Source organism: Ruegeria sp. CF4 (genome assembly GCF_056537345.1).
This window is the reverse complement of the sequence record NZ_JBQFRJ010000001.1, coordinates 921,168-932,936: the sequence shown is the minus strand read 5'-3', so window position 1 is coordinate 932,936 and position 11,769 is coordinate 921,168. Positions and strand designations below refer to the sequence as shown.

At 58.8% G+C, this 11,769-nt stretch carries 10 protein-coding genes; 8 read left to right on the top strand and 2 right to left on the bottom strand.

Features of this window, described 5'->3' with window-relative positions; translation table 11 throughout:
- Positions 1-49 precede the first annotated feature (49 nt).
- The gene (locus ACR0NF_RS04645) at positions 50-826 is read left to right on the top strand and encodes an enoyl-CoA hydratase-related protein (protein ID WP_480469897.1); all 777 of its coding nucleotides are present in this window, start codon (positions 50-52) and stop codon (positions 824-826) included.
- An 8-nt stretch (positions 827-834) separates the two neighbouring features.
- Here the strand turns inward: ACR0NF_RS04645 and bmt are convergent, their stop codons facing one another.
- Together bmt and ACR0NF_RS04635 are read right to left on the bottom strand one after the other, a co-directional pair.
- Positions 835-1,848, bottom strand: a complete 1,014-nt coding sequence (gene bmt, locus ACR0NF_RS04640; protein ID WP_480469896.1) for a betaine--homocysteine S-methyltransferase — start codon at positions 1,846-1,848, stop codon at positions 835-837.
- 124 nt (positions 1,849-1,972) lie between these two features.
- On the bottom strand, positions 1,973-2,293 hold the full coding sequence (locus ACR0NF_RS04635; RefSeq protein ID WP_480469895.1) for a DUF1476 domain-containing protein: 321 nt from the start codon (positions 2,291-2,293) through the stop codon (positions 1,973-1,975).
- 186 nt (positions 2,294-2,479) lie between these two features.
- Between ACR0NF_RS04635 and purC the strand changes: the two genes are divergently transcribed.
- From purC to ACR0NF_RS04600, 7 genes are all read left to right on the top strand, one after another.
- Positions 2,480-3,235, top strand: coding sequence for a phosphoribosylaminoimidazolesuccinocarboxamide synthase (purC, locus tag ACR0NF_RS04630; protein ID WP_480469894.1), 756 nt, complete (start codon positions 2,480-2,482; stop codon positions 3,233-3,235).
- Between the two features lie 99 nt (positions 3,236-3,334).
- A complete protein-coding gene (gene purS, locus ACR0NF_RS04625) occupies positions 3,335-3,565 on the top strand; it encodes a phosphoribosylformylglycinamidine synthase subunit PurS (RefSeq protein ID WP_170374301.1) in 231 nt (76 codons plus the stop codon).
- A 4-nt stretch (positions 3,566-3,569) separates the two neighbouring features.
- On the top strand, positions 3,570-4,613 hold the full coding sequence (locus tag ACR0NF_RS04620) for a zinc-dependent alcohol dehydrogenase family protein (protein ID WP_480777841.1): 1,044 nt from the start codon (positions 3,570-3,572) through the stop codon (positions 4,611-4,613).
- An 11-nt stretch (positions 4,614-4,624) separates the two neighbouring features.
- On the top strand, positions 4,625-5,293 hold the full coding sequence (purQ, locus tag ACR0NF_RS04615) for a phosphoribosylformylglycinamidine synthase subunit PurQ (RefSeq protein ID WP_480469892.1): 669 nt from the start codon (positions 4,625-4,627) through the stop codon (positions 5,291-5,293).
- Between the two features lie 36 nt (positions 5,294-5,329).
- The gene (locus ACR0NF_RS04610) at positions 5,330-7,108 is read left to right on the top strand and encodes a sensor histidine kinase (protein ID WP_480666971.1); all 1,779 of its coding nucleotides are present in this window, start codon (positions 5,330-5,332) and stop codon (positions 7,106-7,108) included.
- An 11-nt stretch (positions 7,109-7,119) separates the two neighbouring features.
- Positions 7,120-8,454: a sigma-54-dependent transcriptional regulator gene (locus ACR0NF_RS04605; RefSeq protein WP_480469890.1), complete on the top strand. Its 1,335-nt coding sequence runs from the start codon at positions 7,120-7,122 to the stop codon at positions 8,452-8,454.
- 507 nt (positions 8,455-8,961) lie between these two features.
- Positions 8,962-11,742: an Rne/Rng family ribonuclease gene (locus ACR0NF_RS04600; protein WP_480471898.1), complete on the top strand. Its 2,781-nt coding sequence runs from the start codon at positions 8,962-8,964 to the stop codon at positions 11,740-11,742.
- Positions 11,743-11,769 lie beyond the last annotated feature (27 nt).

Sequence of the window (11,769 nt, the reverse complement as noted above, 5' to 3'; positions counted from 1 at the left end):
TTACATTTGCGTAAGGTTTTGCAAAACGCTGCGCTGGTGAGGTTTTTCGATGGAATACAAAGCAGTCCAATTGGAGATTGCAGATGATCTGGCGGTTCTGACACTGAACCGGCCGGACAAAATGAACGCACTGACCACTCAGATGCGGGCTGAAGTTACTTATGCCATGAAAGAGGCCGCACGGCAGGCGCGCGCTATCGTTCTGACTGGTGCGGGACCTGCCTTCTGTTCCGGTCAGGATCTGGGAGACGCCTCAAGCACAGGTTCGATCGATCTGGAACGCGCTTTGCGGGATGAGTATGAGCCGATGCTTGAAGCAGTCTATGACTGTCCGGTCCCAACCATCGCCGCCGTCAACGGGCCGGCGGCGGGGGCAGGAGCCAACCTGGCACTGTGCGCGGATGTGGTGATTGCGACTGAGAGCGCTTATTTCCTGCAGGCATTTGCCCGGATCGGTCTGTTGCCCGATGCAGGTGGCACGTGGTTCATGCCGCGCCAGATGGGGTTTGCCAAGGCGATGGGCGCGGCGCTGTTTGCTGACAAGATCAGCGCACGACAAGCAGATGAGTGGGGGCTGATCTGGGAAGCCGTGGCGGATGATCAGTTTGATGCGCATTGGCGTAAACGGGCTGCTTATCTGGCCAATGGCCCGACCGCAGGTTTCCGTGCGATCAAACAGGCAATTCGAGGCACCTACGACAACACTCTGCCGCAGCAACTGGCGGCTGAGGCGCATCTGCAAGGTGAATGCGGACGCACGCGCGACTTTGCTGAAGGAGTCGTTGCTTTCCTTGAAAAGCGCCCCGCGAAGTTCGAGGGACGCTGATCGTCACATTATGCCCGGCGACGACGACGAGTACGCCGTTCTGGCGCGGCGTCGTCCCCGGTGCCGTCCGAGGCAGAGGTGAACGGGCCGAGCGCCAGCGTGATCTCATCCAGAGTTGGGCGATTGCCACGCGGTCGCGTGTCCAGTGCTTTGCGCATCTCGCGCAGATGCGCAGGCATCGTACCGCAGCAGCCGCCGATAATGGTCGCGCCTGAATCACGGGCCATCGCAGCGTATTGCCCCATCAGCTCGGGTGTACCGTCATAGTGGATGTGCCCGTCCACATATTTCGGGATACCCGCATTTCCCTTGGAAATCAGGGGACGCTCGGTACCCTGCGCTGCAAATCCCAGGATGGTGCGCAGAATATCCGAAGCACCCGTTCCGCAATTGGCACCGAAGGCCAAAGGCGGATTAGGCAGAGTTTCAACCATTGTCGCCAGATCGGATGAGGTCACGCCCATCATCGTGCGACCGGCAGTGTCAAAGCTCATGGTGCCGCACCAGGGCATATCGGCCAGTGCGAAGGCCTCGGCTGCGGCGCGGAACTCTTCCGGCGCGCTAATGGTCTCAAGCCACAGCACATCGGCACCACCGGCTTTCAGTGCCTCGGCCTGTTCGTGGAACATCTCGACCGCTTCCGCATGGGTCAGGCTGCCAACGGGTTCCATGATCTCTCCGGTCGGGCCGACCGAACCCGCCACGATCACGGGGCGGCCTGCCTTGTCTGCGACCTCACGGCCAAGTTCCGCACCGATACGGTTCAACTCAGCCACGCGACCCTGAGCGTCATGCAATTTCAGCCGCGCCGCAGTGCCGCCGAATGTGTTGGTCAGGAATAGATCACTGCCTGCATCGATCGAATCCTGATACAGCGCGCGGATCTTGTCGGGCGCATCGACATTCCACAGCTCGGGCGCGTCGCCGGATTGCAGGCCCATGTTGAACAGGTTGGTGCCAGTCGCACCATCCGCAAGGATGACATCGACCGTTTCCAGAAGCTTGCTGAGCGCGTTTGTCATTTGGGAATTCCAAAAAATAGGGGCTTGAGCCCAAAAAATGTGAGACACCCCGTGTCTCACGACCGGGGCGTCAAATCAAACTCATAAAACTCATGAAGATCATGAGTATTGCATTTTCAGGCCATCAGTGTTCGGCTTCTGCCATCACCTGTTCTTTGGCTTCGACAAGAAGTTCTGCCATTTTCGAACGGATCTTGGCCTCGTCTGCGAGATCGCCAAGATAGCCCTTGACCGCCTCGACAACATCGTCTTCGCTGACATTCTGCAGATCGGCATGGACCAATACCTCGCCGTATTTCCGTGCCTGTTCAACGGTTTCGCCCTTCAGCGTCGACGCCCAAACCGCCATAAATCGATTGCGGCGCATACGTGCGATGAACTGCATCTTTTCGTCATGGGCGAATTTGCTTTCAAACGCGGCTTCACGTTCGTCGAATGTGGTCATTGGTTGGGGACCCCTTGGATTACGATTTCTTTCTGATGATATGACAATACGACACCCGGGGCGCAAGGTATTTGCGCTGCGTCAAAGGCCCTCGGGGTAGCGAACTTGCGAGAACGCGGGGCTTGCACTATGAGGGCGCCAACGTGAAGGGACTCATTCCCTTTCTTCAGCCTGGAAAGGTCGCTCATGGCGCGTCGCAAGAAGATTTACGAAGGTAAGGCAAAGATTCTGTATGAGGGCCCCGAGCCGGGCACCATCGTGCAGTACTTCAAGGACGACGCCACCGCATTCAACGCCGAAAAGAAAGATGTCATCGACGGTAAGGGGGTTCTGAACAACCGCCTGAGCGAATTCTTCATGACCGGCCTGACACAGATCGGCATTCCGAACCACTTCATCCGCCGCCTCAACATGCGCGAGCAACTGGTCCGGAATTGCGAGATCGTTCCGCTGGAAGTGATCGTGCGCAATTATGCCGCTGGCTCTATGTCCAAACGTCTGGGCATTGCAGAAGGTACGCAGCTGCCGCGCCCGATCGTTGAATATTGCTATAAGGATGATGCTTTGGGTGATCCGCTGGTCACCGAAGAACACATTGCGGCCTTCGGTTGGGCCAGCCAGCAGGACATGGACGATATCCTCAGCCTCGCGCTGCGCGTGAATGATTTCATGAGCGGCGTGATGCTGGCCGTCGGTATCCGTCTGGTTGATTTCAAGATCGAGATCGGCCGGGTTTTTGAAGGCGACTATCAGCGCCTCATCGTCGCGGATGAGATCAGCCCCGATAGCTGCCGTTTGTGGGACATTGAAACCGGCCAGAAGCTGGACAAGGACGTGTTCCGGCGCGATCTGGGCAGCTTGACCGACGCCTATTCCGAGGTCGCACGCCGCCTTGGCGTTCTGCCGAAAAGCAATGTAACCAAGCCGACCCTGATCAACTGATCCTGCCCCTTGAGGCAGGGTTGTCCGACAGACCCAAGCGGGATATCCCGCACGCAACGAAACGGACCGGAGAGCGGTCCACGACTGGAGTTTTCGAACATGAAGGCACGTGTGCATGTGATGCTCAAGAACGGGGTTCTGGACCCGCAGGGCGAGGCTGTGCGTCACGCATTGGGTGCAATGGGTTTTGATCAGGTCGAAGGTGTGCGTCAGGGCAAGGTCATCGATCTGGAACTCGCCGAAGGTGCGACCGAGGCTGACGTGACCGAGATGTGCGAAAAGCTGTTGGCCAACACGGTCATCGAACGCTACGAGATCGAACTGGTCTAAGGGCATGCGGGCCGCGCGTCTGATCTCTTATCGACAGCCGCTTGAGGTGACGACGGTTCCTGACCCGGAACCGGCGGAGGATGGCGTTGTCGTGCGGGTTCTGGCTTGTGGCGTATGCCGCTCTGACTGGCACGCATGGTCCGGTTCGGACCCGGATGTTGTCCTGCCGATGATCCCAGGCCATGAGTACTGCGGCGAAGTTGTCGCGGTCGGCAGCCGGGTCAGCCGGTGGCGCGTCGGGGATCGGGTGATTGCACCTTTCATTCTGGCCTGCGGGCATTGTTCCGATTGTGCGCAGGGCCATCAGACGATCTGCTCCGATCAAGTTGTCCCGGGGTTCACCTGTGATGGTGCCTTCGCCGAATTCATTTCGGTTGCCCATGCAGATGCGAATCTGACCGCTCTGCCTGACACATTGGCTCCTGAGATTGCGGCGGCGCTGGGATGCCGGGTGACGACCGCGTGGCAGGCCTTGGTCGGTCGGGCGCAGATACAGGGCGGGGAATGGCTGGCCGTCTTCGGTGGCGGAGGGGTCGGTATCTCGCTGCTGCTGCTGGGCAAAGCGTTAGGCGCTCGCGTGATTGTGGTCGACATTGCAGACGACAAGCTGGCCTATGCAAAAAACCTTGGCGCAGACGCAGTGGTCAACGCGGCCACCTGCGACGCGCCACAAGCGGTCAAAGACCTGACGGGTGGTGGCGCACACGTTGCTATCGAGGCTCTGGGCATCGAGGTCACAACCGTATCCGCCATGCGTTCGGTGCGCAAACTGGGCCGGATGGTGCAGATCGGTATGCCTGCTGGCGATCACACCACAATGGCTCTGCCGATGGATGTTCTCTATTCCGGTCAATTGTCCGTCTACGGAACACGCGGCATGCCCAGTTGGCGCTATCCGTCGCTTCTGTCGTTGATCGCAGGCGGAGGGGTCGACCTGAGCCCGCTGGTCACGCGTCAAATCACACTGAATCAAGCAAGCGCTGAGCTTGCCGCCTTTGACCATCCAACGCCTCCGGGTGTTGCCGTTATCACTGACTTTGTCTCTTAGGAGGGTCCGCCATGCGCGCAGCCGTCATCGTTTTCCCCGGGTCCAACTGTGACCGCGATCTTGCCGTTGCTTTCGAACAGGCCGGGTTCTCGGTTGATATGGTCTGGCACAAAGACGCCACACTGCCTGAGGGCGTCGATATTGTCGGCGTGCCGGGGGGCTTCTCGTATGGCGATTACCTGCGCTGTGGCGCGATTGCCGCGCAATCGCCGATCTGCAAGGCATTGGCCGCTCATACCGAACGGGGTGGCTATGCAGTAGGTATTTGCAACGGTTTTCAGGTCCTGACCGAAACCGGCATTCTGCCGGGCGCGCTGCTGCGGAACGCGGGTCTCAAATACATCTGCAAGACAATCGGTCTGAAAGTCGCAACCAGCAACAGCGCTTTCACCGAAGGCTACAATGCCGGGGATGTGATCGACATTCCGATTGCGCATCATGACGGCAATTATTTCGCTGATGATGAGACTCTGGCGGCGCTGAAAGATCAGGACCGCATCGCCTTTACATATGCCGACAATCCCAACGGTTCGCGTGACGATATCGCAGGCATTTTGTCAAACAACCGTCGCGTGTTGGGGATGATGCCGCATCCTGAAAGGGCGGCGGATTCAGGCCACGGAGGCACCGATGGGACGGCGCTCTTCCGCGCATTGGCAGGGGTGCTGGCACCAGCGTGACTTGAGGTGATCGGTCGGGACGCGTAGCGTCAAAGGATGAGTGCGGAAGATCAACCACACAGCGCTGGATTTTTGAATCGGCTGCGCGGGTCGCCTATGGGCTGGCGACTGCGCCTTGCCGTCTTCCTGTTGCTGATTGCGACCGTCGCCACGGTATGGATCACCAACAGCCTTCTGACCGACCGCTTTACGGAATCCACACGCAACCGCGCCGAACTGCGCCTGACGCTGTATTCCGGCAACCTGCTGAGTGAACTGCGGCGCAACTCGATTGTGCCGCAATTGCTTGCGCGGGACCCGACGCTGATCTCGGCGCTTCAATCCAGTGATTATACGTTGTCCAGCCAACGCCTGATCTCTTTTGTTGAAGAGATCGGGGCGGCCTCAATCTTTCTGCTGGATCGGGACGGGCTGACACGGGCGGCGACCGAGCGGAATCGGCTGGGCGAGGGACATCGCAGTTCTCCTTATTTCATTGACGCGATGCGCTCCAACGCCACCATATTTTCGGTGATTCCGCGCGAAGCAGGCGGTTACAGTTTTACCTATTCGCGCCGGATCGAGGCCAATTCCGAAATCCTTGGCGTGATCGTGGTTGAGGTAGACCTTCAAAAATTCGAACGCGCCTGGGCCGGGATTTCGGATGCGGTGATGGTTACGGACAGTACCGGAACAATTATTCTTTCGACGGAACCTCAATGGCGTGGTCTGGACGAAAGCACCGCTATCCTGCGGCAACCTCCGCAAAGTGCGATACAGCGCGCGATCCGAGCTACAACGGACTGGAATGCGTTGCCGCCCGACGCGTATCTGCAGGGCGAGGCGGTGATGCGGATGGAGACCCGTATTCCCTTCCGAGGATGGCAGATGATGTCGTTTACCACCTATTCCTCGATACGGGAGAAGGTGAATAGCGTTCTGGCGCTGGAAATCATGGCGTTTGCGATTCTTCTGGCGCTGGCTTTCTATGCGCTCAGCCGTAGGGCCACGTCACGCATGACTTTGTTCCAACGCGAGTCGGCGGAGCTTCGCGCATTGAACGTAAGGCTGCAGCGGGAAATTGCTGAGCGGGAACGCGTTGAAAAGACGCTGGAAGTTGCCGAGCAAACTCTTGCGCAAAGCTCGAAATTGGCGGCGCTCGGTGAGATGTCTGCGGCGGTCAGTCACGAGTTGAACCAGCCGCTGGCTGCGATGAAAACCTATCTTGCGGGCGCGCGTCTGTTGCTGCGTCGGAACCGGCCCGAAGAGGCGCTGGCCAGCTTTGGCCGCATCGACGGGCTGATCGAACGGATGGGGGCAATCACGCGCCAGCTCAAATCCTATGCGCGTAAGGGCGCGGATGCGTTTTCGCCTGTAAACCTTGGCGAAGCGCTGGCATCAAGCCTATCGATGATGGAACCGCAGCTGCGCCAGCGGCATGTTAAGATCACGCAGATTTTGCCCGAAGAACCTGTTATAGTGATGGGAGATCGGATGCGGATCGAACAGGTTATGGTCAATCTCTTGCGCAATGCGCTGGACGCCACCAAATCTGTGCAGGAACCGGATGTCGAGATCATCCTCGCCGCGGGCGACACGGCCATACTGACCGTGCGCGACAATGGTCACGGGATCGAGGATATCGAGAACCTGTTTGAACCGTTCTACACGACCAAGCGCCCAGGAGACGGCGTGGGTCTGGGGCTTGCCATCTCGTCCGGGATCGTGAACGACCATGGCGGACGGCTGACCGCGCGCAACGGCCAACAGGGCGGCGCGGTGTTTGAGATGCAATTGCCCATTCTGGGAAGCGACGGCCTTGAGGCCGCGGAATAAAGGAAATGACTATGGCACAGGCCATGAAAATCGCCATCGTGGATGATGAACAGGACATGCGCCAGTCGATCAGCCAATGGCTGGCTCTGTCGGGATATGACACCGAAACTTTCGCCAGCGCTGAGGATGCGCTCAAGGTGCTCGGGCCCGAATATCCGGGAATCGTGATCTCGGACATCAAGATGCCTGGGATGGATGGCATTCAATTGCTGAAAAAGCTGATGGGGGCGGACAGCACGCTGCCGGTGATCATGATCACAGGTCATGGCGACGTTCCTATGGCTGTTGAGGCGATGCGCGTCGGGGCGTTCGATTTCCTCGAAAAGCCCTTCAACCCTGACCGGATGTCTGAACTGGCCAAACGCGCCAGTAATGCGCGGCGTCTGACTTTGGACAACCGTGCCCTGCGGCGCGAGCTGTCGGGTGGTACGCAGATCATGAACAAGCTGATCGGGGCTAGCCCAGTCATGGAACGGCTGCGCGAGGATATTCTGGATTTGGGGCAGGCGGACGGCCATGTCCTGATTGATGGGGAAACCGGGACCGGCAAAACGTTGGTGGCCCACGCGCTGCACGCGGTTGGCAGCCGCGCTGGAAAGAAATTTGTGTTGGTCTCTTGTGCTGCGCTGGAAGAGGAAGCGTTGTCGAAACGCCTGTTCGGTCCGATGTTGCCCGAGGACACCCAATTGCCTGCCATCGAAGAGGCGCGTGGCGGTACGCTGGTCCTCGAAGATGTCGAAGCGCTGAGTGACACGCTGCAGGCGCGTTTGCTAAGTGTTATGAATGAGCAGGGGACGCCTGCAGAAACGCGGATCGTGGCGATTTCGAACCTGCAGGAAGCGGGCAAAACCTCCGAGGATGTTCTGCGACCGGACCTGTTCTATCGCCTTGCGGCGTTGCGCATCACGATGCCGCCCTTGCGTCAGCGCGGTGAAGACATTCTGACGTTGTTCACGCGTTTGAGCGAGCAGTTCGCCGAGGAATACGGCTGTGATTCACCTCAGGTCAGCGCTCAGGAGGCGGCACAGCTGTTGCAGGCACCGTGGCCGGGGAACGTGCGTCAGTTGATCAACATCGCGGAACGCGCTGTGCTGCAGTCACGACGCGGCTCGGGGACGATTGCTTCGCTGCTGATGTCCGATCATGAGGAAATGCAGCCGGTAATGACGACTGAGGGCAAGCCGCTGAAGGAATATGTCGAAGCCTTCGAACGGATGCTGATCGATAATACCATGCGGCGTCACAAGGGCTCAATCGCGTCGGTGATGGATGAGCTTTGCCTGCCGCGCCGGACGTTGAACGAGAAGATGGCCAAATACGGGCTGCAGCGTTCGGACTATTTGTAAGGGTCGTGAGGGGGCCAGCCCCCTCTTGAGCCTTCGGTTCAATTCACCCCCGAGATATTTATGGCCAGATGAAGGGATCCAGTGGCGCTTGAGGGCAGTGTCGTGCAGTTTGCCCATTGTCTTTTCCACAGGACTGCTTTTATTGTGAGCAGACGGGCCGGGCATTTGTGCCTGCAAGCCCCGTTATTTTGAGTTTCGCTGCTGAGCTGATGGTGAGGATCGATCCCGCGCGGCACGGCAGACCGATTGTGCCCTGGTTGGGGCAGATGAACGCCTGAGCCCGTAAATGCGGGCGAAAGGAATAAATGGGCGGGCCGCGTCGAGACGCGCCTGTCGGAGAAGAACCGCGATGACGCGCGCGCAACGATTGAGTATACGGGCAGGGGGCCAATGCGCCAGACCCTGCCGCGCGCCGTCCGATATCGCCCGTACAAGACACCTCCCCAAAAGCGCCTGTCCGCCTGGACGGGTCAGGACAACGCGTTTGGCGCGGTGCACCAAGGACACATGGCTAAGAAAATGCTTATCGATGCCACCCATGCGGAGGAAACCCGCGTTGTGGTGGTCGACGGAAACAAGGTTGAGGAATTTGACTTTGAATCCGAAAACAAACGCCAGCTTGCTGGCAACATCTATCTTGCAAAAGTAACTCGGGTCGAGCCGTCTCTGCAGGCGGCCTTTGTGGATTATGGCGGAAATCGTCATGGTTTCCTGGCCTTCTCGGAAATTCACCCGGACTATTATCAGATCCCCGTCGCTGACCGCGAGGCGCTGATGGAGGAAGAGCGCGCCTATGCTGAGGCCATGAAGGCGCGCGACGAGGCCGAAGAAGCAAAACCGAAAAAGCGCCGGTCGCGCTCGCGGTCCAAAGCTGCCGATGTGAAATCGGACGATCCGGTCGAGACGCTGGAGGTTTCCTCTGAGCCGACTGGCATGGAAACTATTGATCTGGATGACAGTGAAGAAGCCGATGTGCCTGAGGGGACATCGCCGATGGAGATTGTTGCCGAAACTCCGGTAGAAGAGCCCAGCGATAGTGTCGAGCCTGCGGCTGAGGAAGCGCCGGTAGAGGATGCCACATCAGAAGAGGCAGAACAGTCTGCTGAGGCCGTTGATGAGACCGCTGACGCGGAAGAAGAAGCTCCTGCCGAAGCAGAGGAAGTAGCCGGGGATGTCGCCTCGGAAGAGGTCGAGGCCGATTCTGATGTTGAAGAGGCAAAGGTTTCTGACGACGATCCGGATGCAGATGACGAGGCAGAAGGCAAAAGCACCGATGCAGCGTCGAAAGACGACTCAATCGAATCCGTAGCGGATGAAGATGATAGCGAAGACATTCGTCCTCCGCGCAAGCCGCGCCCGCGTCGTTACAAGATCCAGGAAGTGATCAAAGTGCGCCAGGTTCTGCTGGTGCAGGTCGTCAAGGAAGAGCGTGGCAATAAAGGTGCTGCGCTGACCACCTATTTGTCGCTGGCTGGCCGCTATTGTGTGCTGATGCCAAACACGGCACGTGGCGGCGGGATTAGCCGCAAGATCACCAACGCGGCAGATCGGAAGAAACTCAAGGATATTGCCGCTGAAATTGACGTACCGACCGGCGCGGGTCTTATCGTGCGTACGGCTGGGGCCAAGCGGACGAAATCCGAAATCAAGCGCGACTATGAATACCTGCAGCGCATGTGGGAGCAAATCCGCGAGCTGACGCTGCAATCCATCGCGCCTGCGAAGATTTATGAGGAAGGCGATCTGATCAAACGGTCGATCCGCGACCTGTACAACCGTGATATTGATGAGGTTCTGGTTGAAGGCGAGGGCGGTTACCGCATTGCCAAGGACTTCATGAAGATGATCATGCCGTCCCACGCCAAGAACGTGAAACGGTATGAGGACGCGCTGCCGCTCTTTGCACGCTACCAGGTGGAAAGCTATCTGGCGGGGATGTTCAACCCGACGGTCCAGCTGAAATCTGGCGGCTATATCGTGATCGGCGTAACCGAAGCGCTGGTGGCGATTGACGTGAACTCGGGTCGGGCGACCAAGGAAGGTTCGATCGAGGAAACCGCGCTCAAGACCAATCTTGAAGCTGCTGAAGAGGTTGCGCGTCAGCTGCGTCTGCGCGATTTGGCCGGTCTTATCGTCATCGATTTCATCGATATGGACGAACGCAAGAACAACGCGGCCGTCGAGAAGCGACTGAAAGACAAACTGAAGACTGATCGTGCACGCATTCAGGTGGGCCGGATTTCAGGCTTTGGCCTGCTTGAGATGAGCCGCCAGCGTCTGCGCCCCGGCATGATCGAGGCCACCACACAGCCGTGCCCGGCCTGTCATGGCACCGGCCTGATCCGTTCGGACGACAACATGGCGTTGTCGATCCTGCGCCAGATCGAAGAGGAAGGCACCCGCCGCCGTTCGCGTGAGGTTCTGGTGCGCTGCCCGGTCAGCATTGCGAACTTCCTGATGAACCAGAAGCGCGAACATATCGCGCAGATCGAGGCACGCTATGGCCTGTCGGTTCGGATCGAGGGCGACGTGCATCTGGTCAGCCCTGATTTCTCGATGGAGAAATTCAAGACCGCCAGCCGTGTGGTGCCTGAGGCGACGGCACCTGTAGTTTCGGTTGATGCCTCGCTGATGGACATGGTGGATGCCTCGGAAGAGGAAGAAGCCGTCGAAGAGACCGACGTACAGTCCGAAGAAGAAGCAAAACCCAAGCGCAAGCGGCGTCGGCGGCGTCGGAAGAAAAGCTCTGGCAATGCTGAGGCCGCAGAGGGTGGCGCCGAGACTTCGGACGACAACGCGGATGATGCTGTCGCGTCGGATGTTGCGAATGACGATGCAGCCGCTGAGGAAAAAGCAGTCGAAGAAGAGCCTGCTGTCGAAGCGGCGGAGAAGGCTGAGAAGCCTAAGAAGCGCCGTGCTCCGCGTCGTCGCAAGAAAGAGGTCGAAGCGGACGCTTCTGAGGAGGTTCAGCCTGCCGCAGAAGAGAGCACTTCGGAGCCTGAGCCGACCCAGGCAGAGGTTGCTGAAGTGGCAGCTGAGGAGCAGGATGCGGCAACTGAGAGCGCCGCAGTGGAGCCGGAACCAGAAGCCGTCGCAGACGACGTGTCGGAACCCGAAGCAGCCCCCGAGGCAGAAACAGCCGAGGTTGCTGAGCCTGAACCGGAAGTCGCGACCGAGGAAGCTCCTGCGGAAGAAACACCGGAACCTGTTCTTGAAACCGTTGCGGAAGAGCCCGAGCCAACCCCGGCCAAGCCGAAAAGGCGCGGTTGGTGGTCACTGGGGCAGTGATCGAAAGGGCGGGCCATCAGGTCCGCC